Genomic DNA, 23,736 nt, shown 5'->3' on the forward strand with positions numbered 1-23,736 from the left:
TGACGGGCGCCGGGCATGCGAGGCGATGGCCCCGGCATGCCCCGGCAGCGTTCATCGCGGCGTCACGCGCACCGCGGTGAGCAAGCCTATCACGCACAGCGTGGCTTGTTCTCCGTCGTGCGCAAACATCTCCACCTGGCAGACCGAAAGACGCTTGCCCGGCTTGACCACGCGGCCGGTCGCGACGAACCGGTCGCCTTTGGCGGGCGCCAGGAAGTTCATCTTGAATTCGGACGTCAGTACATCCTCGCCCGGTCCGAAGAGCGTGTAGGCTGCATAGCCGCCCGCGCTGTCCGCAATGGTGGTGGAAATGCCCGCGTGCAGAAAGCCGTTCTGCTGGCAGAGGTCCTGCCGGTACGGCAGGACGATGTCCACCCTGCCCGGCTCGACGCTATGCAGCCGCGCGCCCAGCAGCGCCATGATGCTCTGCTGATCGAAGCTGGCCTGGACCCGCGCGGCCGGGTCTTCCGTGGCGTTGACGTGCGCCACGTCAGTCCTGCTCGCGCTTGACCAGATTGACGATGCTGGAAAAGTCCAGCTTGCCCGAACCGCCCGCGCTGTGCAGCGAATACAGGTTGCGCGCCAGTTCGCCCAATGGAATGGACGCGCGCGCCGACAGGGCGGCCTCGGCGGCCAGTCCCAGGTCCTTGAGCATCAGGTCCACGCCGAACCCGCCGGCATAGCCCTTGGAGGCCGGCGCATGCTCCATCACGCCCGGCCACGGGTTATAGAGCTCGGTCGCCCAGTTGCGGCCCGAGCTCTTGGCGATGATGTCCGACAGCACCTTGGGATCCAGGCCGTTCGCCACGCCCAGCGCCAGCGCCTCGGACGTGCCGGCCATCAGGATGCCCAGCAGCATGTTGTTGCAGATCTTGGCGACCTGTCCCGCCCCGGCCGGGCCCGCGTGAAAGATGTTCTTGCCCATCTTTTCCAGCACGGGCCGCGCTCGCTCCAGCGAGGCGGCCGCGCCGCCCACGATGAAGGTCAGCGTGCCCGCCGCCGCGCCACCCGTACCGCCCGACACCGGCGCATCGATCATGGCGATGCCGCGCGCCTCGGCCGCCTGGGCCACCTTGCGCGCCGAATCCGGCGCAATGGTGCTGCATTCGATGACCAGCGCGCTCGACGAGATTTTGCCCAGCAGGTCCTGGTCCAGGTACAGGCCCTCGACGTGCTTGCTGGCCGGCAGCATCGAGATCACGACCTCCGCGCCCTGGACCGCCTCCGACGCGGACGCGGCCGCCGTCGCGCCGGCATCGGTCAGCAGCTTGATGGCCGCCGGCACCAGATCGAACACCTTCAGGCTGTGGCCAGCCTTGACCAGATTCAATGCCATGGGCGCACCCATGTTGCCCAAACCGATAAACGCGATGCTGCTCATGATGTCTTGTCTCCTGTTGCTATTGCTGTAGGTATGGATTCATCGTGACCTGCGTGGCGGATCGGCCGGCTGGCGGGCCGGCCGGCGGATCAGCGCCCTTCCTGGCCCAGGTCGGCAAGCGGATGCGGCTCGCCCTCGGGCCAGGGTTCTTCAAAGAATTTCTGCACCCAGGCGTCGGTCGCCATGTCGATGACCGCGGGGTTCCAGCGCGGGTTCTTGTCCTTGTCGACCAGCAGCGCGCGGATGCCTTCGGCAAAGTCGCCGTGCGCCGTGCAAGCCAGCGCGGCGATGTACTCGACGCGAAACACATCGTCCAGCGACCGCAGGCGCGTGCGCTGCTGCAAGGCAAACGCCAGGCGCACCGATCCCGGCGAGCCCGCCAGCATCGTCTTGGCCGCGCGCGAGAGCCACGGGTCTTCGTGGTCCTTCAGGAAGGACAGCTCATCGTAGATGTCGTCCAGCCGGTTGCCGTTGCACAGGTTGTTGACGACGAACGAGTGCTGGCGCAGCGGCCCGGGTTCGAGCGGCGTGGGCGGTTCAAGCGCGGTCAGCGCGCGGCGCAGCAGGCCGTCGTTGATCGAGCGCGGAGGAATCGCGTCCTCGGCCGCATCCGCGGCCTGGCCGGCCCACGGCTGCTGCTCCAGCGACGCCAGCAACGCCGGCCAATCCGCGCTGTTCAGGCGGAAATCCGCCAGCCCCGCAAAGAAGGCGTCGGACGTGTTCAGTTGCGCGCCCGTCAGCGCCAGGAAGACGCCGCTGCGGCCCGGCATGCGGTTCAGCAGCCAGCTGCCGCCCACGTCCGGGAACAGGCCGATCGACACTTCCGGCATGGCCAGGCGCGAGGTCTCGCTGACGACGCGGTGGCTTGCGCCCATCATCAGGCCGATGCCGCCGCCCATGACGATGCCATGGCCCCAGCACAGAACGGGCTTCGGATACGTGTGGATGCGATAGTCCAGCCGGTACTCGCGTTCGAAGAAGGTGCGCGCGTAGGTGTTGCTCCAGCTGGGCTTGCCCGCGTTCTCGGTCATGCTTCGATACAGGCCATGCAGGTCGCCGCCGGCGCAGAACGCCTTGTCGCCCGCGCCCTGCAGCACCACCAGCGCAACACCGGGATCACGCGCCCAGGCGTCCAGGCGGTCGGCCAGCAGGTCAACCATCTCGAGCGACAGGCCGTTCAGCGTTTGCGGCGCATTCAGCGTCGCAATGCCGAAACGCATTCCATTGGCGGCGGATCTTTCTTCGAACAACACCGGTGCATTCATCTTATGTCGGCTCCTTTTTCCAACAATTGGCGGGCAATGATCACGCGCATGATCTCGTTGGTGCCCTCCAGAATCTGATGAACGCGAGTATCGCGCACCAAACGCTCCAAGGGATAGTCTTTCAGGTAACCATAACCACCATGGATCTGTTGCGCGTCCAGGCATATCTGGAAGCCCATGTCGGTGGCGAAACGCTTGGCCATCGCGCAGTAGGTGGACGCATCGGGCGCGCCGGCGTCCAGCTTGCAGGCGGCCAGCCGAACCATCTGGCGCGCCGCCACCAGGTGCGTGGCCATGTCGGCCAGCTTGAACTGCAGGGCCTGGAATTCCGCCAGCCTGCGGTTGAACTGGCGGCGCTCGTCCATGTAGCGGCGGGCGGCGTCCAGCGCGCCCTGCGCTGCGCCCACCGAGCACGTGCCGATGTTGATCCGGCCGCCATCCAGGCCCTTCATGGCGATCTTGAAGCCCTCGCCCTCCACGCCCAGCATGTTGGCGGCCGGCACGCGGACGTTCTCAAAGGTGATGGGACGCGTGGACTGGCTGTTCCAGCCCATCTTCTCTTCCTTGCGGCCATAGCCGATGCCTTCGCTGTCTGCGGGGATCGCAAAGGCGCTGATGCCCGCGGCCCCCTCGCCGCCGGTGCGCGCCATCACGACCAGCAGGTCGGTGTCGCCCCCGCCGGAGATGAAGGCTTTGGCGCCGTTGACGATGTAGCTGTCGCCATCGCGCTGCGCGCGCGTGGACAGCGACGCCGCGTCGGAGCCCGCGCCGGGCTCGGTCAGGCAATAAGAGGCCAGCTTTTCACCGCTGGCGAGCAAGGGTCCCCAGGCTTGCCGCAAGGCCGGCTGGCCCCACTTGCCGACCATCCAGGTCGCCATGTTGTGTATGGTCAGGAACGCCGTGGTGGACGGATCCACCGCCGCCATTTCCTCGAATACCAGCGTGGCGTCCAGGCGCGGCAGGCCCAGGCCGCCGATGTCCTCGCTGGCGTAGATCGCGCAGAAACCCATCTCGCCCGCCCGGGCAAAGGCTTCACGCGGGAAAATGCCCTCGGCGTCCCAGCGCGCGGCGTGGGGAGCCAGTTCGCCCTCAGCGTAGTCGCGCGCGGCCTGCGCGAACGCGCGCTGCTCGTCGGTCAGTTCCAAGTCCACAGCCTGTCTCCTGTTGTAGTCGGTATTGTCTCGTGGCGTTGCTGCCGTCTCGTGAACGCCAGCCCGTCGATTTTGACATGACGTTGACGTAAACGTAAGCGGGAATCCGGCTCAATGTTACGCCCGAAGCGGCCGGGCGCTTTGTCTTATTGATGACAATGTGCGGGGACGGGCCGAAAGCAAAACGCCACCGGCGGATGTCGACGGTGGCGTGCGGGGCGCCGGGCCAGGGTGCCGTCAGTTCGCCGTTACAGCAGCCCTGCCGGCCGGATGCGCCCGTTGCGGGCCGTCTTGGCCCGGCGATGCTCGGCGCGGCGGCGGCGCGACTCCTTCGGGTCGAAGGTCAGGCCGCGATAGATTTCCACACGGTCTCCGTCAGCCAGGCGCGCCTTGGGTTCGGTGGCGCGGCCGAAGATGCCCACGCCCGCTTCCCACGGCTTGACGACAGGAAATGCCTGCGCAAAACCGCTGGCCGCCAACGCGTCCTCGACGGTCGCGCCGTCCGGCAAGCGCACATCGCGCTGCCAGGCGTGGCCGGGCAAGGCGTAGCAGACGATGACGCCGATCTGCCCGCCCGCGGACCCTTCACTCGCCATACTTGGCCTGCGCGCGCTTGGTGAAGGAATCGATGAAGCTGGTCGCAATGCGGTTGAAGACCGGGCCCACGACCATTTCGAGCGGCCGGTTCGAGAACGCGTACTCCATGGTGAACAGGACCTTGCACGCGTCTTCGGCCAGCGGCTGGAACACCCAATGACCAACCAGGCTGGAGAACGGACCATCCACCAGCTCCAGGTCGATCCGCTCGGGGTAGACGTGGGTATTGCGGGTGGTGAAGCGCTGCTTCATCCCCGCGAAGGAAATCAGGATGGAGGCCTGCATGCCGTGTTCGTCGCGGGTCTGCACCTCGGCGCCGCCACACCACGGCATGAACTCGGGGTACTTCTCCACGTCGGCAACCAGGTCGAACATCTGGGCGGCGCTGTAAGGCACCAGGACGGATCGTTGTACTTTGTGCATCGACTATCGCAAATGGCTAGAATGGCAAGATTTTACCGGCACAGCGCTTTGTGGGCTTGGATGGGCCGAAACTGCGGCCAAAGCATTGAACAAAGCAGCGGCAAAAGACAGCCGTCAGGATACCGAGCAATCGCCGCCCGCAACAACCCGCAATCCGCCGGATTCGCAGAATCCCCCAGCAAGAAGGCTTTATGAGCATCATCGACAATCGCAAGGCCACGCACGACTATTTCATCGAAGACCGCTTTGAAGCCGGCCTTGTCCTGCAAGGCTGGGAAGTCAAGGCGATCCGCGACGGCCGCGTGCAGCTCAAGGAAAGCTACGTCATCGTGCGCGATGGCGAACTGTTCCTGCTTGGCATGCACGTCAGCCCCCTGCCCACGGCCTCCACGCACATCCACCCCGACGCCATGCGCACGCGCAAGCTGCTGCTCAAGGCCGAGGAAATCAGCAAGCTCATCGGCAAGGTCGAGCAGCGCGGCTATACGCTCGTGCCGCTGAACCTGCATTACAAGAACGGCCGCATCAAGCTGGATTTCGCGCTGGGCCGCGGCAAGAAGCTGTTCGACAAGCGCGACACCGCGCGCGAGAAGGACTGGGCGCGCGAAAAGGAACGCATCATGAAGCACGACACCCGCGCCCCCCGCCGTAGCAAGGACGATTGATTCAGGCGGCCACTGGCAGCGCCGGGCGTTCGGCCTCGTGGCCGGGGCCCACCACGCGGTTGCGCCCCGCCGATTTGGCCGCATAGAGTTTGCGGTCGGCCCGTTCAAACAGCACCTGCAGGTTTTCGCCCGGGATCCAGTCCTCGACGCCCGCGCTGAACGTATACGAAATCGTGCTGCCCCCGTGCGCGCAAGGCGTGCGCCGCACCGAATCCAGCAGGCGCTCGGCCACCTCCAGCACCGCGTCGCTGCGCATGTCCGCAAACAGCACGCAGAATTCCTCGCCCCCCACCCGTCCCACGTGATCGCCGGTTCGTAGTGTTGCAGTCGCCAGCAAGCCGAAATGGCGCAGCACCGCATCGCCGGCCGCATGGCCATGCGTGTCGTTGATGCGCTTGAAGTGGTCGATGTCCAACAGCAGCAAGGTCAGCGGACGGCGCATGCGCAGGGCCTGGGCGCAATACCGTTCGGCCTGCAGCCACCACGCCTTGCGAGACATCAGACCCGTCAGGAAGTCGGTATTGGCCTCTTGTTCGCGGTCGGCCAGCATGCGGTCGTGGATGATCATGATGGTTCCCAGCGTCAGGCATGGCATGATCAACACGCCCAACGTCAGGAACGCTACGCCCCATACCGTGGGTTCAAGAAAGGCGGCCACCGTGTCCAGCCCCGCCAGGTAGACCCCGGCGCGAAGCGCGCAGACCACGGCGGAGATCAGCGTCACCGCCCACACGAAACGGTAGGCGTAGCGCGAGCGATGCTTGGGCATGTTGCGCTGGACGACGATGGCCACGGCCAGCATGAAGCCCATTTGCAGCAGCGACATCGCGACGATGCGCGGACTTACTTGCCAGTCCACGTAGGTGTAGGTGGCCACCACCGACAGCGCCGCCAGGCAGCCCAGGGTCATGAGATGCCGGGGCACCGCAAGACCGAGCAACCGTCGCACGCCCGCGTAATACGCACAAAGGGCCAGCGCGATCGCCGCGTTCGGCACCAGGATGGACGCCCAGAGCGGCGCCTCGGTGTTCTGCAGCGCAAATGTGGAAAACGCCAACAGCGTGAGCAGGTTGGCGCGTATGGTCTCGCGGATGCCGGCCATGCCGCTGCGCGCCAGGGATCCCAGCACGCACAGCGAAAGCACTCCCGCCAGCGCTGCTATCAGAAGCAAATTAACGGGAGCGATCATGGGCGGCGCGCCGCGAGGCGCGGTATCAGGTGTTGCGCGTGGACTTCACGATAGTCATGGCGGAGGCGATCATCCCGCCCACGTCGGACAGATTGGCCGGCAGGATCAGCGTGTTGCCTTCCTTGGCCACGTTACCGAACGCCTCGACGTAGCGCTCGGCAACCTTCAGGTTGACCGCTTCCATTCCGCCCGGCTGACGAACCGCATCGGCAACCTGCGTGATGGCCTTGGCGGTGGCTTCGGCAATCGCCAGCACCGCGGCCGCCTCGCCTTGCGCCTGGTTGATCTGCGCCTGCTTCTCGCCTTCGGATCGCGCGATTGCCGCTTCGCGTTCGCCGGTGGCGATATTGATCTGCTCCTGGCGGCGGCCCTCGGAGGCGGCGATCAGCGCGCGCTTCTCGCGTTCCGCCGTGATCTGGGCCTGCATCGAACGCAGGATCTCGTTGGGCGGCGTCAGATCCTTGATTTCATAGCGCAGCACCTTCACGCCCCAGTTCAGCGCCGCCTCGTCCAGCGACGAGACGATGTTGCTGTTGATGGAGTCGCGCTCTTCAAAGGTGCGGTCCAGTTCCATCTTGCCGATGACCGAACGCAAGGTGGTCTGGGCAAGCTGCGTGATCGCCGAAATGTAGTTGGACGAACCGTACGAGGCGCGCATCGGATCCGTGACCTGGAAATACAGCACGCCGTCGACCTGCAGCTGGGTGTTGTCGCGCGTGATGCAGACCTGGCTGGGCACATCCAGGGGGATTTCCTTCAAGGAATGCTTGTAGGCCACCCGTTCGATGAACGGAATCACGAACCCGGCGCCCGGCGACAGGACGCGGTCGAACTTGCCCAGCCGCTCGACCACCCAGGCATGCTGCTGCGGCACGATGGCGATCGCCTTGACGACGATAAGGATCGCCAGCGCAACGATGACAAGCAGCACGACGGTTGAAGTATCGATCATGGTGTGAAGCCTCTTGTTGATGGATGCGCCGGCCTGCCCCGCCATGCTGGCCGGGGTTCCGGCGATTGCCCGCGGCGCTGCGCGGGTGCGTTCTGCTATGCCGATCGGCCGCGCTTGGGTGTCAGCACGAGGATCGAGCCGCGCAATTCGGTAATGATGTGTTCGCCGGGATGGGCGGCGTGTCCCTTGGCCAGATCGGCCTGCCAATGCGCGCCCCGGTACCAGACGCGCGCCGCCCCGCTGTCGGACCACGCCTCTACGACGACGGTCTGGCCGATGTCCAGGTTGACGTCGGCGTTGCGGGCGGAATTGACCTCACGTTTTTTCAGTACCCGGGTCTTGCGCAGCACCAATAGCCCCAGCAGCAGCACGACGCCGCACGCCACCAGCTCCCATTGCAGGCCGGCGCTCAGCCAGGCCGCAATGCCGCCGGCGGCCAGCCCTAAAGCGACCAGCAGCAAATAGAAGGTTCCTGTCGCCAGCTCTCCGATGAGCGCCAGCGCGGCCAATCCCAGCCAAATCCACATAGTATTGAGAATCGTCTGTAAGGATGAGTATCTGAGCGGATTGTACGTATTTCCGGGACGGAGCGGGAGCCGCAGTGCGCCGACGGGAACATTTTCGCTGGATTACTATGTGCGCTGGCGCGTCAGGTCGCGGGACCAACGCGCCGCCCTCATCCACCTATATGCTTTTATGACCGCCGCAACTCCTTCTGCTCTTCCCGTCCTGATCCTGCACACCGGCGATCCGGACGATACGCTCAAAAGCCAGTTCGGCGGCTATGCCGAACAAATCATGACGGCGGCCGGCCTGGCCGCCAGCAACGTCGAGATCGTCGCGGTATACGAGGGCCAGCGCCCGCAGGCGCCCTCCAGCTACCGCGCTGCCCTGATCACCGGTTCGCCCGCCATGGTGTCCGACAAGGAACCCTGGAGCGAAGACACCGCCGCCTGGCTGCGCGAGGCCGTCGACGCGGGCCTGCCGATGTTCGGCGTCTGCTACGGGCACCAATTGCTGGCGCACGCGCTGGGCGGCAAGGTCGGCTACAACCCGTCGGGCCGGGAAGTGGGCACCCAGACCGTGGAATTGCTGCCGACCGCCTCCGGCGACCAGCTCATGGCCGGCGTGCCGTCCACCTTCCCTGCGCAGATGCTGCATGCGCAGACCGTGCTGCAGCTGCCCCCGGGCGCGGCGGTGCTGGCGCGCTCGGATCTGGACGACCACCAGATGATCCGCATCGGCCGCAACGTCTTTTCGACCCAGTTTCACCCCGAGTTCGGGCCGGATTTCATCCTGGCTCATCTCGAGCGTTATGGCCGCCGCTACGCCGCCGAAAACCTCGACATGCCCGATCTGTCGGCCAACGTGCGCGCGACGCCCGTGGCGGCAGGCCTGCTGCGGCGCTTCCTGGAGACCTACGCGCCCGGCGCCTGAGTTCCGCGGGCGTCCCGCCGGCCTTGCCGGGACGCCACGGGGGTGCGCCAAAGGCCAAGGCTGCGCCGCAACAAGCGGAGTGCCGGGGCCGGCCAGTCTTGAGACGATAGCGTCAAACGTTACGCCAATACGCGCCAGTCAGGAGTCCCCTATGAGCCCCGCCGCCGCCCCCCTGAGCAAACAGCACGCCGCCGCCGTCGAGCGCGCCTGCCGCGCCCTGGAAGCCGAGCAGCCGCCCGATCTGTCGACGCTGGCCGAACAGGCCGGCATGAGCCGCTTCCATTTCCACCGCGTTTTCAAGGCCGCCACGGGCATCACCCCCAAGGCCTACGCCAACGCCCTGCGGGCCAGCCGCGCGCGCCAGCGCCTCGAAGAAAGCGCCAGCGTCACCGACGCCATGTACGACGCCGGCTTCAATTCCAGCGGACGCTTCTACGAGGCCGCCCCCGCCATCCTGGGCATGACGCCCACCGCGTTCCGCAAGAACGGCGAAGGCGTGGACATCCGGTTCGCGGTCGCGCAATGCGCATTGGGCGCGCTGCTGGTGGCGGCAAGCAGCACCGGCATCTGCGAAATCGCGCTGGACGACGACCCTGACCGGCTGGTCAAGAACCTGCAGGACCGTTTCCGCGCCGCCAGGCTGATCGGCGCCGATCCCCAGTTCGAAAGCTGGGTTGCGGACGTGGTCGGCTTTGTCGAAGATCCGGCGCGTGGCCTGGACCTGCCGCTGGACGTGCGCGGCACGGCGTTCCAGCGCAAGGTCTGGGAGGCGCTTTGCGAGATCCCGCTTGGCGAAACCGCCACCTACGCGCAAGTGGCCGAGCGCATCGGTGCGCCCACCGCCGTGCGCGCCGTCGCCCGCGCCTGCGCCACCAACAACATCGCGCTGGCCATTCCCTGCCATCGCGTGGTGCGCACCGACGGCTCGCTGGCCGGCTACCGTTGGGGCATCGACCGCAAGCGCGAACTCATTGCCCGGGAAGCCAAGGCGGCCTGAGCGGCAGGGGTCAAAATAGCGAGCGAATAAAAAAAACCCCGCGTCCCAAAAGACGCGGGGTTTTTCGTTTCAACCGGCCAATCAGTTCTTGGCCAGGCGCTGCCACGTATCGACAACGGTGTCCGGATTCAGCGACATCGACAGGATGCCTTCGTCCTTCAGCCACTGCGCGAAGTCCGGGTGATCGCTGGGGCCTTGGCCGCAGATGCCGACGTACTTGTTGGCAGCCAGGCAAGCCTTGATCGCACGGCGCAGCATGAACTTGACGGCCTCGTCGCGCTCGTCGAAGTCGGCGGCCAAGAGCTCCATGCCCGAATCGCGGTCCAGGCCCAGCGTAAGCTGGGTCATGTCGTTCGAGCCGATGGAGAAGCCGTCGAAGTACTGCAGGAACTCGTCGGCCAGGATGGCGTTGGACGGCACTTCGCACATCATGATCAGCTTCAGGCCGTTTTCGCCGCGCGCCAGGCCGTGCTTGGCGAGCAGGTTCACGACCTTCTCGGCCTGACCCAGCGTGCGCACGAACGGCACCATGATCTCGACGTTCGTCAGGCCCATTTCATCGCGCACCTTCTTGAGGGCTTCGCATTCCATGCGGAAGCACTCGGCGAAGTCTTCGGCGATGTAGCGCGACGCGCCGCGGAAGCCCAGCATGGGGTTCTCTTCCTCGGGCTCGTAGCGCGAGCCGCCCACCAGCTTGCGGTACTCGTTGGACTTGAAGTCCGACATGCGCACGATGACCGGCTTGGGGTAGAAGGCGGCGGCAATCGTCGCCACGCCTTCGGCCATCTTCTCGACGAAGAAGGCGCGCGGGCTGGCATGGCCGCGAGCGGCCGATTCCACGGCCTTCTTCAGTTCGCCGTCCACGTTCGGGTAGTCCAGGACTGCCTTCGGGTGGATGCCGATGTTGTTGTTGATGATGAATTCCAGGCGAGCCAGGCCGACGCCGCCGTTCGGGATCTGGGCGAAGTCGAACGCCAGTTGCGGGTTGCCCACGTTCATCATGATCTTCAGATCGATGGCGGGCATGTCGCCACGGCGCACTTCCTCGACTTCGGTCTCGATCAGGCCGTCATAGATGCGGCCTTCGTCGCCTTCGGCGCAGGACACGGTCACGGCTTGGCCTTCCTTGAGCACGTCGGTCGCGTTGCCGCAGCCCACCACCGCCGGAATGCCCAGTTCACGCGCGATGATCGCGGCGTGGCACGTACGGCCGCCGCGGTTCGTCACGATGGCCGAGGCGCGCTTCATCACGGGTTCCCAGTTGGGATCCGTCATGTCGGTGACCAGCACGTCGCCCGGCTGGACCTTGTCCATGTCGGAGATGTCACCCACCACGCGCACCGGACCCGAACCGATCTTCTGGCCAATGGCACGGCCGGTGATCAGCACCTGGCCGGTCGCCTTCAGGCGGTAGCGCTGCTGCACGTCGTTGGCGCCCTGCTGCGACTTCACCGTTTCGGGGCGCGCCTGCAGGATGTAGATCTTGCCGTCCACGCCGTCGCGGCCCCACTCGATGTCCATCGGACGCTGGTAGTGCTTTTCGATGATGACGGCGTAGCGGGCCAGTTCGTTGACCTCGTCGTCGGTCAGCGAGTAGCGGTTGCGTTCGGACACGGGCACGTCCACCGTACGCACGGCACGGCCTTCGGGGCGCTCGGGATCGAATTCCATCTTGATGAGCTTGGAGCCGATGCGGCGGCCGACGATGGGATAGTGGCCTTGCTCCAGCGTGGGCTTGAAGACGTAGAACTCGTCAGGGTTGACGGCGCCCTGCACGACAGTTTCGCCCAGGCCGTAGGACGAGGTGATGAACACCACATCCTGGAAGCCCGATTCGGTGTCGATGGTGAACATGACGCCGGCGCTGCCCTTGTCGGAACGCACCATGCGCTGGATGCCGGCCGACAAGGCGACGTCGGCATGGGCGTAGCCCTTGTGCACGCGATAGGAAATGGCGCGGTCGTTGTACAGCGACGCGAACACGTGGCGGATCTTGTCCAGCACGTCGTCGATGCCCACCACGTTCAGGAAGGTTTCCTGCTGGCCGGCGAACGAGGCGTCGGGAAGGTCTTCGGCCGTGGCGGACGAGCGCACGGCGAACGAGCCCTTGCCATCGGCGTCGAGCTTGGCGAAGGCTTCGCGGATCTGCGATTCGAATTCCGGCGAGAACGGCGCCTCGACGATCCATTGGCGGATCTGCGCGCCGGCGGTGGCCAGTTCGCGCACGTCTTCGGGATTCAGCGTGGTCAGGCGTTCAGCGATCCGCTTGTCCAGGCCCGAAGCCTTCAGGAAATCGCGGAAGGCATCCGCGGTCGTGGCAAAGCCGCCCGGCACGCGGACACCCGCGCCAGACAGCTGGCTGATCATTTCGCCAAGAGATGCGTTCTTGCCTCCTACCGAGTCCACGTCCGTCATGCGGAGCTGCTCGAACAAAACAACATACGACATTGAAGTCACCTTTTACAATGGAATGAAAGCGAGTTTGGTCAATGGATGAAATGCGCTGTTCTGGGTGCCGGAGAAACGCTTTTTCCGGCTTGTGCAGACACGCTTTCAGACGCTGACCAAACTGGCCTTGGACCGCCCTTGGGGTGACTTATAGGGGCCTGATTGTACTCGGTGGAGTACGTCCGGCCATCTGCCTGGTTGGAATTTTTTACACATGACATCTACCCCTATCGTACGCACGGTATACATCGTTTCCGACAGTACCGGCATCACCGCGGAAACCTTCAGCCAGTCAGTACTTTCGCAGTTCGAGGAGGTCAATTTCAAGCCCATCCGCCTGCCCTTCGTGGACACGCTTGAAAAGGCCGCGGAAGTGGCCATGCGGATCGATCGCAGCGCCCAGGACGCGGGCGTGCCGCCCATCGTTTTCAGCACCCTGGTCAACCCTGAAATCCTGGCACGTGTTCGCCAGGCGAACGGCATCTTCCTGGATCTGTTTGGCACGTTCGTCAGCCACATCGAACAGGCGTTGGGCCTGAAATCCAGCCACTCCATCGGCCGCTCGCACATGCAGGCCAACTCGGAAAAGTACCGGAACCGGATCGACGCCATCAACTTCAGCCTGGCGCATGACGACGGCCAGTTCGTGAATCAGCTCGATCAGGCCGACGTGATCCTCGTCGGGGTCTCGCGCTGCGGCAAGACGCCCACCAGTCTGTACCTAGCCATGCAGTACGCCATCAAAGCCGCGAATTTCCCGCTCACGCCCGACGATTTCGAACGCGGCACCCTGCCCTCGACCATTGCGCCTCACCGGGGCAAGCTGTTCGGCCTGTCGATCCAGCCCGAGCGCCTGGCCGAAGTGCGCAACGAGCGCCGCCCCAACAGCCGCTACGCGCAACTTGAGCAATGCCGCTACGAAGTGGCGGAAGCCGAACGCATGATGCGCCGCGAAGGCATTTCGTGGCTGTCCAGCACAACGAAATCGATCGAAGAGATCGCGACCACCGTCTTGCAGGAAGTCGGACTGGATCGCGGATAAAGAAAAAGGGCGCGTTCAGGCGCGCCCTTGATTGGCCGGCGATTTCAGCCGCCGAATGTTCACTGAGAATATTCAGGGACGCAGCTTGACGCGCTCTCGCGATCCCGCGCCCCAGTACTTCAGCGGCGACATCTCCTGTTGGGCAATCTTTTCGGATTCCTCCAGGCGCATGTCCTGCCGCCCCACGCTGGCGGCATTTCCGGTTGCGCCCTCGATGCTCAGGCGCACGTACCGCGTCTGGCCCGGCGCCAGGTCGAACGTCAGGGTCTCGCCATCGCGCAGCGTATCGATCTCGTACTTGCCCGCCGGACGGTTCACGTAGAAGAAGCTGCCCGGCTTGGACCGGCCGACTTTCACGCCATTGACGCGCAGATACGGTTGATTCGACACCACGCCAATCGGCGCCGGCGGCTGGTAGAAATAGATGCGGCCCGTATCCGGGACCATGACGGGAATGGTGCCCGCCACGTCCTTGTAGCGGGGACCGCCGCAACCGGCCAACAAGGCGGCGCCCAGCGCGGCGGCGGCCATCATCTTCAAACTGCTCTGCATGGATTTCTCTTCAGATTTGGGTCTAACGCAAGCCCGGAGCCTGCTCGGGCGTAGCCGCGCCCCAATAGCGCATCTTCAGGAGCTCGGTTTCAGCGAGTTCGGGCGGATCGACCATTTCCATGGACAGCTTGCCCACCGTGCCCGTGCTGCCCAGCGATTCGGCCTTGATGCGCACATAGCGCGTCTGACCGGGATCAAGCTTGAAACTCACGCCGTCGCCCGTCCAATACAGGTTGGTCACGACATAACTGCCTGCCGGGCGGTCCACGAAAAAGAAGCTGCCCGGCTTGTTGCGCCCTACGACGTCGCCGTTCACGCGCAGCTTTTGCTGCGCCACCGCGGCCGCCGACGCCTGCGCCTGCGGCTGGTAGAAGTAGATGCGCCCATCGCCTTGCGCGATTGGCGGCATGCGCCCCTGAAGGGATTGGTATTGCGGACCAGCGCACCCGGCCAGCGCAACCACCGTCGCGGCCGTCGCCGCCAATTTCAGCCAGATCTTCATTGACGCATTTCCACAGGCAGGGTGACAGGACGGTTCAACGGCAGATAGGCCATTTCACCAGGCAGGTAAAAGCCAACGAGCTTTCCGGAGGACGCCACGAGATAGGCCTCTCCCTGGCGCCGCGTCTGGACCGTGAACAGGCCGCCAAGCGACCGGTAGACGTCGCCTTGCGGTAAGGCGCCCACGCGCTGCCATTGCGACGCCGCCGGCAGATTCGCGATGCTGTCATTGGGAAGCTGGGCGGTGACCAAGCGCGACAGCTGGATCACGTTGACCGGGTCCGCCGGCGCCACGGGCACCAGGTTCGCCCGCTGTGTCGACACGGACATGCACGCGCTCAAGGAGAGCATGCCTGCGACGGCCAACAGGGCAAACTTGCTCAGGCGGGACGCGCCCGCGATTTTTGGAACTTCCGACGACACCATGGATACCCCGGCAACGAATGAAGTGCGTAAGTATAGGGGTGCGTCAGAAATCTACAAAACGTATCCTCGCTCAATAGCGCAGCGCCTCGCGCTCGCGCCGGCCCGCGCCCCAATATCGCAAGTCGGCCAGCGCTTGCTGCGCGGCGTCGGGCGACTGCTCCAGGCGCAGCACTTGCTTGCCCCCCGCGACGTCCACCCGGACGTATTGGGTCTGCCCTGCCGCTAGCGGCACGACCAGCGGGTCCTTGCGTTCCTTGCGGTCCGTTGCCGTGATCACTTCGAGCGTCCCGGCCGACCGGTCCACGAAAAAGAAGTGGCCTGCCTTGGATTTGCCGACGCGGGCGTTGTCGACCAGGATGGCCGGATGCGGCACCTTGTCGCCATTTGACGTCTTGGGCTGGTAGAAATAGATCCGCCCTTCGCCCGGCTCCAGTGCGGAGATCTTGGCCGCCACGTCGCCATACCGGGGCCCTGCGCAGCCCGCCAGCACGGTTGCGGCGCCCAGCGCGGCCAGGCTCAGTTTGATCCAGTGTTTCACGTGTCCCCTCCCCGGGTTCGAAATGCGGGCCGCGTCAGTGCGCCGCCCACGTTGCACAAGCGCGGCAGTATAGGGGGCAGATTCGCCGATCAATCGGTGGAAAAACGGGGGGATCCCGCGCCGGCTCAGGCGGGATGGCGCTGGGTCGCCTGGCGGCGTTGCTCGAACAGGCAGATCGCTGCGGCGGCGCCGACATTCAGCGACTCGACGGCGGCGGCGTCGTGGTCTATGCGCACTTTCAGGCTGGCAGCGGCCAGCAGCGCGGGCGCCACACCCTGGCCCTCATGCCCGAACACCCACGCGCACCGCTCAGGCAGGCGGTCCGCGTAAAGGTCGCGCGAGCCGTCCAGCGCCGTCGCCACGAGTGGCACACGCAAGCGCGGCAGCAAGGCCTGGAGATCGACATGCTCGTGGATATCCAGGGCAAAATGCGCGCCCTGGCCGCTGCGAAGCACTTTGGGAGACCAGGCTGCCGCCGAGCCCGTGGCAAGAAACACCCGCTTGATGCCGGCCGCGGCGCACGTGCGCAGCAAAGTGCCCACATTGCCAGGGTCCTGGATGCGGTCGAACAGCACGCAGGTTTCATCCACCTGTTCAGGCAGCGCGGGCACCGGCGGCGTGACCAGGAAGGCGACGCCCTGCCCGCTTTCGACGGCGGCCACGGCGTGCATCAGGCGCGCGTCCAGCGCGAGGCTGACGTTGTCCGGCACGGCCGCGGCAAGCGCCGCGATGTCCGGCTGGGAAAGGCGGTCCACGTCGAAAATCGCCCGATCCGGCGCGCCGTGGTGCTGCAACCATGCCTGGCAAAGGTGCACGCCATCGAGCAGCACCGGGGCGCCACGCTTGCCCGCGGTGCCGGCCAACTTGACCAGCGCCTTGACCGCCGGGTTGTCCCGGGAACTGATGTGCTTCATGAAACCAGGCCGAAGGCCTTGATGGGTGCGAAGCTGCGCCGGTGTTCGGCGCACGGACCGTGCTCGCGCAGCCGTTGCAGATGCAGCGCCGTGCCGTAGCCCTTGTGCTGGTCGAACGCGTATTGCGGATACAGGGCGTGCAGGCGAAGCAGGTCGGCGTCGCGCGCGGTCTTGGCAAGGATGGAGGCGGCCGAGATCGCCGGCACCCGCGCATCGCCCTTGATGACGGTCTGCACGGTGCAACGCAGTTTGGGCGCCTGATTGCCGTCGACCAGCGCCAGTTGCGGCACGGTGGCCAGGCCCTGCACCGCGCGCTGCATCGCCAGCATGGTGGCGCGCAGGATGTTCAGGCTGTCGATTTCCGCGACCGTGGCGCTGGCGATGCACCAGGCAAGCGCCTGTTCCTTGATCTGCAGCGCCAGTTCCTCGCGGCGCACGGCGGTGAGGACCTTGGAGTCGGCCAGGCCGTCAATGAAGCGTGACGGATCCAGAATGACCGCCGCCGCGTAGACCTCGCCAGCTAGCGGGCCGCGGCCCGCCTCGTCGACGCCGGCGGTCAGCAGCGCGGGCTGCTCCGGCGCCACGAAAAGCTCAGGCTGCTCCATCGGCCACCTCCAGGATCGCCTGCGCGGCCAGCGCCGGCGTATCGCGTAACAGGTCTTGGTGCATGGCAGTGAAACGGGCCTCCACGCGGGCGATCAGGGCGTCGTCGGTCAACGCCTGCCAGGTCGCTTCGGCCAGTTTATCGGGCGTCGCGTCGTCCTGCAAAAGTTCGGGAACGACGAAGTCGCGAAGCAGCACGTTGGGCAGGCCCACCCAGGGCAGGTACGGGCGCTGCTGACCGGATTTCCACGCCATGATCCGCCGCATCCAGGGCGACAGGACGTAGGAGATGACCATGGGCCGTTTGAACAGCGCCGTCTCCAGCGTGGCGGTGCCGCTTGCGACCAGGACGGCCGTGGCGGCTTCCATGACAGACCAGGCCACCGGCGCCTTGCGGTCCCCGCCCTCGCCGTGCAGATCGTGCGCGGTGACGCAGCGCAGACCGGGCACCGGGTTCTGGGCCAGGATTTCCAGGAACTCGGCCCGCCGCTGGTCATTGACCATGGGCACGATGCACTGCAGGGCCGGATCCTTCTTCAGCAGTTGCTGGGCCGCCTGCAGAAACCGCGGCGCGAGCAGACGGATCTCGGAGGACCGGCTGCCGGGCAGGATCGCCAGCACACGGGCGTCTTGATCGATGCCCAGGCGCTCGCGGGCCGCCGCGCGGTCCGGCTGCATCGGCACGGCGCCGGCCAGCGGATGGCCCACGTACGTCACCGGTATGCGTTCCTTGCGGTATATCTCTTCCTCGAACGGAAACAGCACCAGCATGTGCGAGACCGATTCGCGGATCTTGTGAATGCGCTCGTAGCGCCAGGCCCAGATCGAGGGGCCGACGAAATGCACCGTCGGCGTGCCCGCCTGGCGAAGCTGGTGCTCCAGCCGCAGGTTGAAGTCGGGTGCGTCGATGCCCACGAAGACGGACGGCGGCTCGGCGAGCCAGCGGCGCTTGACGTCGCGGTAGGTGGCCAGCAGGCTGGGCAGGCGCTTGAGCGCGTCCACGTAGCCAAACACGGTCAGCGCGTGCATCGGATGCCAGGCGTCGAAGTCTCGCGCCTGCATCTGCGGTCCGCCGATGCCCTCGCAGCGCACGCCGCTGTCGCGCGCTTGCAGACCGGCAATGATGCGTCCGGCCAGCAGGTCGCCCGAAGGCTCGCCGGCCACCATGCCGATCCGAGCGCTCATGGGCGGATGATGCCGCGGGAGGCGACGTCCAGGAAGTCCAGCAGCGTCTGCAGATGCTCCGCGGCTTCAGGGGTGGATTGCTGGCGCTCGCGCAGTTCGGCGCGCGCCGCGTCCAGGGGCAGGCCCCGGCGGTAGATGATCTTGTAGGCTTCGCGCAGGGCCGAAATCGAGGCCGCGGAAAAACCGCGGCGTTTCAGGCCTTCGACGTTGATGCCCACCGGACGGCACGGGTTGCCGGCCGCCAGCACAAAAGGCGGGGTGTCCTGCATGAGGGAGCTGTTGCCGCCCGTCATGGTGTGCGCGCCCACGCGCGAGAACTGGTGCACGCCGGTCAGGCCGCCGATGATCGCCCAGTCGCCCACGTGCACGTGGCCGCCAAGCTGCACCGAATTGGCCAGGATCGTGTTGCTGCCGATGTGGCAGTCATGGGCCACGTGAACGTAGGCCATGATCCAGTTGTCGTTGCCCAGCGTTGTTTCACCGCCATCCTGCGTCGTGCCGGTATTCAGCGTGACGAATTCGCGCACCGTGTTGCGGTCGCCGATCGTCAGGCGCGTCGGCTCGCCCGCGTACTTCTTGTCCTGCGGCATGCCGCCGATGGAGCAATAGCGATAGAAGCGGTTGTCGCGACCGATGGTGGTCACACCGTCGATCATGCAGTACGGGCCGATTTCGGTCCCCGCACCGATGGTCACATCAGGCCCCACCACTGCGAACGGGCCGATGACCACGGTCGGGTCGATTTTTGCCGCCGGATCGACAACAGCGGTGGGATGGATGTTTCCTGCCATTTACTCTTCCAGGCTGCGAATCGCGCACATCAGCTTGGCGGAAGCCACTTCCTGGCCGTCGACCGTCGCGCGTGCTTGATACTTACAGATGCTGCGGCTCAGGCGTTCCGCTTCGACCTCGATGCGCAGCTGGTCACCCGGGACGACGGGGCGGCGAAAGCGCGCGCCGTCGATGCCGACCAGGTAATAGGCGGTCTTGGCGCCTTCGCACTTGAGGCCGCCGTTCTCGTCCGTGAACGAGAACAGCGCCGAGGCCTGGGCCATGGCTTCGACGATGAGCACGCCCGGCATCACCGGATGGTGAGGAAAGTGACCGTTGAAAAACGGCTCGTTGATCGAGACGTTCTTGATGGCGACGATGGACTTGCCAGGCACCATTTCCACGACACGGTCAATCAGCAGCATCGGGTAGCGATGCGGCAGCCTCTCCATGATCCCCTTGATGTCGAGTTCCATTTTTCTATGCGTTCCTGCGAAATTAAATAATGTGGCGGCGCGGGCGCGCCAGGGCGGCGAACGCGCCCTAGTCCTTTTCCAGCGTGCGCACGCGGCGGCGCAATTGCGCCAACTGTTGTATCACGGCGGCGTTGCGCTGCCATTCGCCATGCTCCGCGTACGGGAAGACCCCGGTGTAGCGGCCAGGCTTGGAAATATTGGACGTCACTGCCGTGCCGCCCGAGATATGCACGTCGTCGCCCAGCACCAGATGCCCCGAGAGCATCGCGGCGCCGCCGATGGTGCAGCGCTCGCCGATGGTGGTCGAGCCCGCCACACCCACGCAGGCCGCCATCGCGGTATGTGCGCCGATGCGGCAGTTGTGGCCGATCATGATCTGGTTGTCGAGCTTCACGCCATCCGCCAGGACGGTGTCTTCAAGGGCGCCGCGGTCGACGGTGGTGTTGGCACCGATTTCGACGTCATCGCCCAGCGAAACGCCGCCGAACTGCGGGATCTTGCCCCAGGCGCCCTTGCCCAGCGAAGGATCCGGCGCGAAGCCGAAACCATCGGCCCCCAGCACCGAACCGCTGTGCAGGATGACTCGGGCGCCGATCTTGACGCCTTCGTACAGCGTGACGTTGGCATGCAGCCGGCCATCGGGCCCGATGGACGATCCGGCGCCGATGACGCAACCTGGACCCAGCACCGTGCCCCTTCCGATGCGCACGCCGGCTTCGACGACGCAGTTCGGGCCGATACGCACGCCTTCTTCGATGATCGCGTCGGGCGCAACCACGGCGGAGGGGTGGGTTTCAGCAGGCAAGGCGGGTCTGCGGGCAGTGTCGAACCACTGCGCGACGCGCGCGTAGAGCAGATAGGGATGCTTGCAGACGACCAGCGCGAATGGCGGGCGGTCGCTGCCCTGGGCTTCGAGCGCCTCGGCGACGTCGGAAGAGACGATGACCGCCCCCGCTCCGGTTGCGCCAAGCTGGCTTTGGTAACGGGGATTGGACAGGAAAGTGATTTCCTGGGGGCCGGCCGAAGACAGGGTCCCGATGCCGCAGACCCGCATGGGGTCTGCGCCGGGAACCGCACTGATACGCCAGTCCATACCCTGGGTATTGGCGGCGCTCAACAATGCTTCGAGTGTCGGCGCGCGGGCAAGATCCAGTAAAACCGGCATGACTAGACGGGTATCGCTTTACTTGCCCAGGCTCTGGATCACCTTGTCGGTGATGTCGATGCGCGGGTTGACCGTCACCGCGTCCTGGATGATCAGGTCGTAGTTTTCCTGTTCGGCAATGCGCTTGATGGCGTCATTGGCCTTGGACACGATGCCCGAGAATTCTTCGTTGCGGCGGCGGTTGAAGTCTTCCTGGAACTCGCGGCGCTTGCGCTGCAGGTCGGTGTCCAGGTTGGCCAGTTCGCGCTGGCGCTTGACGCGGTCGGATTCCGACAGGACGGGGGCGTCCTTGTCGAACTTCTCGGCTTGCGAGCGCAGGCTGTTGTTCAGGCGCTGGAGTTCGTCGTCGCGCTTCTTGAATTCGGCTTCGATCTTGCTTTGGGCAGTCTTGGCCGGACCCGATTCGCGCAGGATGCGTTCGGTATTGACGAAACCGATCTTGGTGCCTTGCGCTTGCGCGGGGATCGCGGCAGCCGAACCGAGAATGAGCGCACCCACCAGGGCAATGGAGCCGCCCAGCTTGCCACGGCGCTTGGCGCCCAGCGTCTTCGATGATTTAAGTGCGAAATCAGACATCATGAAAATCTCACCTTCCAGTAAGGCAAAGCCAAAGTGTGTATTGTGCCACTAAACAGCAAGGACGCTGGACCAGGGGGCCGCGCCCTTGTTTTCAAGAGTAACGCCTCGCTCAGAATCCCGTCCCGATCTGGAACTGGAAGCTTTGCTTGTCGTCGCCCGGCTTGGAATTGAGCGGCCGCGCATACGACAGCTGCAGCGGGCCCATCGGCGATTGCCAAGACAGGCCGATACCGGCCGAGAAACGCCAGCCGCACGGATCCTCGACCTCGGTGTTGTCGCGGCCGCGGGTGCAGGACAGGCCGCTGCCCGCCGACACCTGACCGGCGTCGCTGAAGATGAACCAGCGCAGGGTGCGATCCTTCGAGGCGCCCGGGAACGGCAGGTACAGCTGGGCGTTGGCCACGATGCGGCGCGTGCCGCCCAGGTAATCGCCCGTCTTGACGTCGCGCGGACCCAGCGACGAGCCTTCGTAGCCGCGGACGGTGCCGATACCGCCGGCATAGACGTTCTTGATGACCGGGTAATCCTTGCTGCCGTAGCTCTGGCCCCAATCGACCATGCCGTTCAGCGCCAGGGTGTACGAGCCGCCCAGCGGCACGTAATACTGCTGTTGCGCCGTCAGCATCGTGTATTGCAGATCGATGGTCGACACGTCGGCCTTCAAGCGCGTGTACGAACCCTTGGTCGGCGCCAGCGCGCTGTCACGCGTGTCCTTGGACCAGCCGGCGCTCAGGATCACCGAGTTCGTCGCGTCGCCATACTGGTCAACGAAACTTTCGTAGGCCGCCGGCGAGTTGTTGTACAGGTCGATCTGGTTGCGTTCGAAGTTGCCGCCCAGGAAGATGCGGTCGTACTCCGAGATCGGGATACCGAAGTTCATGCCCAGGCCCAAGGCCTTGACGCGGTAGTCACCGTCGTTGTTGTTCCAGGGCTCGGTCACGCGGTAGTACGCCGACGTGGTGCGGCTGATGCCGTCCTTGGTCCAGTACGGATCGGTATGCGACAGCACCACGGCGCGGTTCGTCTTGCTGGTGTTCAGTTGCAGCGTCAGGTTGGTGCCGCTGCCGAAGACGTTGTCTTCGCTGATACCGGCCGACAGAATGGCCTTTTCGGACGAGCCGTAGCCCACGCCCAGGTTGATCATGCCGGTGGGCTTTTCCTTCACGTCGACGTTGACGTCGACCTGGTCAGGGGAGCCCGGGACCGGCTCGGTCTTGACGTTGACGTCGCTGAAGTAACCCAGACGGTCGACGCGGTCGCGCGAGGTCTTGATGTCGCCGGCGTCGTACCAGGCGGCTTCCTGCTGGCGCATTTCGCGGCGCACGACTTCGTCGCGGGTACGGGTGTTGCCGCCGATCTGGATGCGGCGCACGTAGACGCGGCGGCTCGGATCGACGTAGAACGTCAGGTCGGCTTCGTGCTTGGCGCGGTCCAGTTGCGGGTTCGGGTTGACGTTGGCGAACGCGTAGCCCAGCTCACCCAGGTAGTCGGTGATCGCCTTGGCGGAATCGTTGGTCTTGGCGGCCGAGAAGGTCTCGCCTGCCTTGATCTGCACCAGGTCGTTGATTTCCTTGTCCAGGCCCAGCAGGTTGCCGGCCAGCTTGACGCTGCGCACCTTGTAGGGCTCGCCTTCGTGGACGGTAATGGTGATGCGGATGTCCTGGCGATCCGGCGAAATGGTGACCTGCGGCGGCTCGACCGAGAACTCAAGGTAACCCTTGTCCAGGTAGAACGAGCGCAGCCGTTCGAGGTCGCCCTCGAGCTTTTCGCGCGAGTATTTGTCGGTATCGGTGTACCAGGTCAGCCAGCCGGGGGTGGTCAGCTTGAATTCGTCCAGCAGGTCGCTTTCGGAAAAGGCCTTGTTGCCGACGAAACGGATTTCCTGGATGCGGGCAACCGAGCCTTCGAACACGTCGAAGCTCACGCCGACGCGGTTACGCGGCAGCGGCGTGACGGTGGAAGTGACTTCGACGCCGTATTTGCCCTTGGACAGATACTGCTGCTTCAATTCGTATTCGGCGCGCTCGAGCATGGAGCGGTCGAAAATGCGGCCTTCCGCAAAACCGACCTGCGCCAGCGAGGTGGTGATGGCCTTGGAATCGAATTCGCGCATGCCGTTGAAGTTAACGGACGCGATGGTGGGACGTTCTTGAACGACCACGACGACGACATTATTGTCCGTCTGGATCTGAACGTCGGTGAAAAAGCCCGTGCCATACAAACGGCGGATGGCTTCGGTGGCTTCTTCTTCGGTGAATTTCTCGCCGACCTTGACAGGCAGATAACCAAAGACGGTGCCGGCGTCGGTTCGTTGAATACCCTCTACGCGGATATCCCGCACGACAAAGGGTTCGAAGGCGTGGGCCAAGGCCGGCAACATCAGCGCGGCTACGAGACCCGGCAGTACACCCTTTTTGTGTTGAAACATCCGGCGAAAAGACATCCTTGAGTATCCTCGGTCGTGCAAATGGCGGGGGAT

At 65.1% G+C, this 23,736-nt stretch carries 26 protein-coding genes; 4 read left to right on the forward strand and 22 right to left on the reverse strand.

The features are described 5' to 3' along the window. Positions 1-51: 51 nt before the first annotated feature. From FBY20_RS27225 to FBY20_RS27250, 6 genes are all read right to left on the reverse strand, one after another. Entirely contained in the window at positions 52-489 is a 438-nt protein-coding gene (locus FBY20_RS27225) for a PaaI family thioesterase (protein WP_255452514.1), read from the reverse strand. A 1-nt stretch (position 490) separates the two neighbouring features. Next, a complete protein-coding gene (gene mmsB, locus FBY20_RS27230; protein ID WP_056316836.1) occupies positions 491-1,381 on the reverse strand; it encodes a 3-hydroxyisobutyrate dehydrogenase in 891 nt (296 codons plus the stop codon). Positions 1,382-1,470: 89 nt separating this feature from the next. Beyond that, complete coding sequence (locus FBY20_RS27235; RefSeq protein WP_142055678.1) at positions 1,471-2,646, reverse strand: enoyl-CoA hydratase/isomerase family protein; 1,176 nt, start codon at positions 2,644-2,646, stop codon at positions 1,471-1,473. Continuing rightward, on the reverse strand, positions 2,643-3,797 hold the full coding sequence (locus FBY20_RS27240; RefSeq protein WP_062841365.1) for an acyl-CoA dehydrogenase family protein: 1,155 nt from the start codon (positions 3,795-3,797) through the stop codon (positions 2,643-2,645). The genes FBY20_RS27235 and FBY20_RS27240 overlap by 4 nt, the downstream gene beginning before the upstream one ends. A gap of 248 nt (positions 3,798-4,045) precedes the next feature. Beyond that, on the reverse strand, positions 4,046-4,393 hold the full coding sequence (locus FBY20_RS27245; protein ID WP_056316828.1) for an RnfH family protein: 348 nt from the start codon (positions 4,391-4,393) through the stop codon (positions 4,046-4,048). Beyond that, positions 4,383-4,817 carry a type II toxin-antitoxin system RatA family toxin gene (locus tag FBY20_RS27250; protein ID WP_056316825.1) on the reverse strand — a complete coding sequence of 145 codons (435 nt, stop codon included), beginning with the start codon at positions 4,815-4,817 and terminating at the stop codon, positions 4,383-4,385. Before FBY20_RS27250 ends, FBY20_RS27245 begins: the two co-directional genes overlap by 11 nt. A 191-nt stretch (positions 4,818-5,008) precedes the next feature. Here FBY20_RS27250 and smpB point away from each other — a divergent pair, with 191 nt between their 5' ends. Beyond that, the gene (smpB, locus tag FBY20_RS27255) at positions 5,009-5,482 is read left to right on the forward strand and encodes an SsrA-binding protein SmpB (protein WP_056316820.1); all 474 of its coding nucleotides are present in this window, start codon (positions 5,009-5,011) and stop codon (positions 5,480-5,482) included. A 1-nt stretch (position 5,483) separates the two neighbouring features. On the opposite strand, the gene FBY20_RS27260 is transcribed toward smpB, so the two are convergent. From FBY20_RS27260 to FBY20_RS27270, 3 genes are all read right to left on the reverse strand, one after another. Further along, positions 5,484-6,671, reverse strand: a complete 1,188-nt coding sequence (locus tag FBY20_RS27260; RefSeq protein ID WP_056316817.1) for a GGDEF domain-containing protein — start codon at positions 6,669-6,671, stop codon at positions 5,484-5,486. 25 nt (positions 6,672-6,696) lie between these two features. Next, the gene (locus FBY20_RS27265) at positions 6,697-7,623 is read right to left on the reverse strand and encodes an SPFH domain-containing protein (protein WP_056318680.1); all 927 of its coding nucleotides are present in this window, start codon (positions 7,621-7,623) and stop codon (positions 6,697-6,699) included. 95 nt (positions 7,624-7,718) lie between these two features. Continuing rightward, entirely contained in the window at positions 7,719-8,150 is a 432-nt protein-coding gene (locus FBY20_RS27270; protein WP_142055680.1) for an NfeD family protein, read from the reverse strand. 169 nt (positions 8,151-8,319) lie between these two features. Between FBY20_RS27270 and FBY20_RS27275 the strand changes: the two genes are divergently transcribed. Further along, complete coding sequence (locus tag FBY20_RS27275) at positions 8,320-9,060, forward strand: glutamine amidotransferase (protein WP_056316812.1); 741 nt, start codon at positions 8,320-8,322, stop codon at positions 9,058-9,060. 151 nt (positions 9,061-9,211) lie between these two features. Then, a complete protein-coding gene (locus tag FBY20_RS27280) occupies positions 9,212-10,057 on the forward strand; it encodes a bifunctional transcriptional activator/DNA repair enzyme AdaA (protein ID WP_142055682.1) in 846 nt (281 codons plus the stop codon). An 81-nt stretch (positions 10,058-10,138) separates the two neighbouring features. Here FBY20_RS27280 and ppsA read toward each other — a convergent pair whose 3' ends face one another. Further along, a complete protein-coding gene (gene ppsA / locus FBY20_RS27285) occupies positions 10,139-12,505 on the reverse strand; it encodes a phosphoenolpyruvate synthase (protein WP_056316805.1) in 2,367 nt (788 codons plus the stop codon). A gap of 214 nt (positions 12,506-12,719) precedes the next feature. On the opposite strand from ppsA, the gene FBY20_RS27290 reads away from it, so the two are divergent. Then, positions 12,720-13,547 (forward strand): pyruvate, water dikinase regulatory protein, encoded by an 828-nt coding sequence (locus FBY20_RS27290; protein WP_056316802.1) that lies wholly within the window; start codon positions 12,720-12,722, stop codon positions 13,545-13,547. A 72-nt stretch (positions 13,548-13,619) separates the two neighbouring features. Here FBY20_RS27290 and FBY20_RS27295 read toward each other — a convergent pair whose 3' ends face one another. From FBY20_RS27295 to bamA, 12 genes are all read right to left on the reverse strand, one after another. Further along, positions 13,620-14,099, reverse strand: a complete 480-nt coding sequence (locus FBY20_RS27295) for a DUF2846 domain-containing protein (RefSeq protein WP_056316799.1) — start codon at positions 14,097-14,099, stop codon at positions 13,620-13,622. A gap of 22 nt (positions 14,100-14,121) precedes the next feature. Further along, positions 14,122-14,601, reverse strand: a complete 480-nt coding sequence (locus FBY20_RS27300; RefSeq protein WP_056316797.1) for a DUF2846 domain-containing protein — start codon at positions 14,599-14,601, stop codon at positions 14,122-14,124. Next, positions 14,598-14,930 (reverse strand): hypothetical protein, encoded by a 333-nt coding sequence (locus FBY20_RS27305; protein WP_226849033.1) that lies wholly within the window; start codon positions 14,928-14,930, stop codon positions 14,598-14,600. The genes FBY20_RS27300 and FBY20_RS27305 overlap by 4 nt, the downstream gene beginning before the upstream one ends. A gap of 166 nt (positions 14,931-15,096) precedes the next feature. Beyond that, the gene (locus tag FBY20_RS27310) at positions 15,097-15,564 is read right to left on the reverse strand and encodes a DUF2846 domain-containing protein (protein ID WP_062841373.1); all 468 of its coding nucleotides are present in this window, start codon (positions 15,562-15,564) and stop codon (positions 15,097-15,099) included. 125 nt (positions 15,565-15,689) lie between these two features. Then, positions 15,690-16,478 carry an RNA methyltransferase gene (locus FBY20_RS27315; RefSeq protein WP_056316793.1) on the reverse strand — a complete coding sequence of 263 codons (789 nt, stop codon included), beginning with the start codon at positions 16,476-16,478 and terminating at the stop codon, positions 15,690-15,692. Further along, positions 16,475-17,083 (reverse strand): ribonuclease HII, encoded by a 609-nt coding sequence (gene rnhB / locus FBY20_RS27320; protein ID WP_056316790.1) that lies wholly within the window; start codon positions 17,081-17,083, stop codon positions 16,475-16,477. The genes FBY20_RS27315 and rnhB overlap by 4 nt, the downstream gene beginning before the upstream one ends. Next, positions 17,070-18,266 (reverse strand): lipid-A-disaccharide synthase, encoded by a 1,197-nt coding sequence (gene lpxB, locus FBY20_RS27325; protein WP_056316787.1) that lies wholly within the window; start codon positions 18,264-18,266, stop codon positions 17,070-17,072. The genes rnhB and lpxB overlap by 14 nt, the downstream gene beginning before the upstream one ends. Then, positions 18,263-19,057, reverse strand: a complete 795-nt coding sequence (gene lpxA / locus FBY20_RS27330) for an acyl-ACP--UDP-N-acetylglucosamine O-acyltransferase (RefSeq protein ID WP_062841377.1) — start codon at positions 19,055-19,057, stop codon at positions 18,263-18,265. Before lpxA ends, lpxB begins: the two co-directional genes overlap by 4 nt. Then, positions 19,058-19,513 carry a 3-hydroxyacyl-ACP dehydratase FabZ gene (gene fabZ / locus FBY20_RS27335; protein ID WP_006385190.1) on the reverse strand — a complete coding sequence of 152 codons (456 nt, stop codon included), beginning with the start codon at positions 19,511-19,513 and terminating at the stop codon, positions 19,058-19,060. It abuts the gene before it with no gap. A 67-nt stretch (positions 19,514-19,580) separates the two neighbouring features. Continuing rightward, complete coding sequence (gene lpxD, locus FBY20_RS27340) at positions 19,581-20,678, reverse strand: UDP-3-O-(3-hydroxymyristoyl)glucosamine N-acyltransferase (RefSeq protein ID WP_142055684.1); 1,098 nt, start codon at positions 20,676-20,678, stop codon at positions 19,581-19,583. Between the two features lie 18 nt (positions 20,679-20,696). Beyond that, the gene (locus tag FBY20_RS27345) at positions 20,697-21,257 is read right to left on the reverse strand and encodes an OmpH family outer membrane protein (RefSeq protein ID WP_056316777.1); all 561 of its coding nucleotides are present in this window, start codon (positions 21,255-21,257) and stop codon (positions 20,697-20,699) included. Between the two features lie 109 nt (positions 21,258-21,366). Next, positions 21,367-23,700 carry an outer membrane protein assembly factor BamA gene (gene bamA, locus FBY20_RS27350; protein ID WP_056316774.1) on the reverse strand — a complete coding sequence of 778 codons (2,334 nt, stop codon included), beginning with the start codon at positions 23,698-23,700 and terminating at the stop codon, positions 21,367-21,369. Positions 23,701-23,736: the final 36 nt, after the last annotated feature.

Origin of the sequence: Achromobacter sp. SLBN-14, assembly GCF_006715415.1 — a bacterium.
Taxonomy (GTDB): domain Bacteria; phylum Pseudomonadota; class Gammaproteobacteria; order Burkholderiales; family Burkholderiaceae_B; genus Achromobacter; species Achromobacter mucicolens.

Excerpts from the sequence above, each read along its gene's own strand:
- FBY20_RS27265 (WP_056318680.1), bottom strand. The coding sequence starts at position 7,623 with ATGATCGATACTTCAACCGTCGTGCTGCTTGTCATCGTTGCGCTGGCG.
- FBY20_RS27305 (WP_226849033.1), bottom strand. The coding sequence starts at position 14,930 with ATGTCCGTGTCGACACAGCGGGCGAACCTGGTGCCCGTGGCGCCGGCG.
- FBY20_RS27295 (WP_056316799.1), bottom strand. The coding sequence starts at position 14,099 with ATGCAGAGCAGTTTGAAGATGATGGCCGCCGCCGCGCTGGGCGCCGCC.
- fabZ (WP_006385190.1), bottom strand. The coding sequence starts at position 19,513 with ATGGAACTCGACATCAAGGGGATCATGGAGAGGCTGCCGCATCGCTAC.
- FBY20_RS27235 (WP_142055678.1), bottom strand. The coding sequence starts at position 2,646 with ATGAATGCACCGGTGTTGTTCGAAGAAAGATCCGCCGCCAATGGAATG.
- FBY20_RS27270 (WP_142055680.1), bottom strand. The coding sequence starts at position 8,150 with ATGTGGATTTGGCTGGGATTGGCCGCGCTGGCGCTCATCGGAGAGCTG.
- smpB (WP_056316820.1), top strand. The coding sequence starts at position 5,009 with ATGAGCATCATCGACAATCGCAAGGCCACGCACGACTATTTCATCGAA.
- FBY20_RS27290 (WP_056316802.1), top strand. The coding sequence starts at position 12,720 with ATGACATCTACCCCTATCGTACGCACGGTATACATCGTTTCCGACAGT.
- lpxB (WP_056316787.1), bottom strand. The coding sequence starts at position 18,266 with ATGAGCGCTCGGATCGGCATGGTGGCCGGCGAGCCTTCGGGCGACCTG.
- FBY20_RS27260 (WP_056316817.1), bottom strand. The coding sequence starts at position 6,671 with ATGATCGCTCCCGTTAATTTGCTTCTGATAGCAGCGCTGGCGGGAGTG.
- FBY20_RS27275 (WP_056316812.1), top strand. The coding sequence starts at position 8,320 with ATGACCGCCGCAACTCCTTCTGCTCTTCCCGTCCTGATCCTGCACACC.
- FBY20_RS27280 (WP_142055682.1), top strand. The coding sequence starts at position 9,212 with ATGAGCCCCGCCGCCGCCCCCCTGAGCAAACAGCACGCCGCCGCCGTC.
- ppsA (WP_056316805.1), bottom strand. The coding sequence starts at position 12,505 with ATGTCGTATGTTGTTTTGTTCGAGCAGCTCCGCATGACGGACGTGGAC.
- mmsB (WP_056316836.1), bottom strand. The coding sequence starts at position 1,381 with ATGAGCAGCATCGCGTTTATCGGTTTGGGCAACATGGGTGCGCCCATG.
- rnhB (WP_056316790.1), bottom strand. The coding sequence starts at position 17,083 with ATGGAGCAGCCTGAGCTTTTCGTGGCGCCGGAGCAGCCCGCGCTGCTG.
- FBY20_RS27345 (WP_056316777.1), bottom strand. The coding sequence starts at position 21,257 with ATGATGTCTGATTTCGCACTTAAATCATCGAAGACGCTGGGCGCCAAG.
- FBY20_RS27315 (WP_056316793.1), bottom strand. The coding sequence starts at position 16,478 with ATGAAGCACATCAGTTCCCGGGACAACCCGGCGGTCAAGGCGCTGGTC.
- bamA (WP_056316774.1), bottom strand. The coding sequence starts at position 23,700 with ATGTCTTTTCGCCGGATGTTTCAACACAAAAAGGGTGTACTGCCGGGT.
- FBY20_RS27245 (WP_056316828.1), bottom strand. The coding sequence starts at position 4,393 with ATGGCGAGTGAAGGGTCCGCGGGCGGGCAGATCGGCGTCATCGTCTGC.
- lpxD (WP_142055684.1), bottom strand. The coding sequence starts at position 20,678 with ATGCCGGTTTTACTGGATCTTGCCCGCGCGCCGACACTCGAAGCATTG.
- FBY20_RS27250 (WP_056316825.1), bottom strand. The coding sequence starts at position 4,817 with ATGCACAAAGTACAACGATCCGTCCTGGTGCCTTACAGCGCCGCCCAG.
- lpxA (WP_062841377.1), bottom strand. The coding sequence starts at position 19,057 with ATGGCAGGAAACATCCATCCCACCGCTGTTGTCGATCCGGCGGCAAAA.
- FBY20_RS27300 (WP_056316797.1), bottom strand. The coding sequence starts at position 14,601 with ATGAAGATCTGGCTGAAATTGGCGGCGACGGCCGCGACGGTGGTTGCG.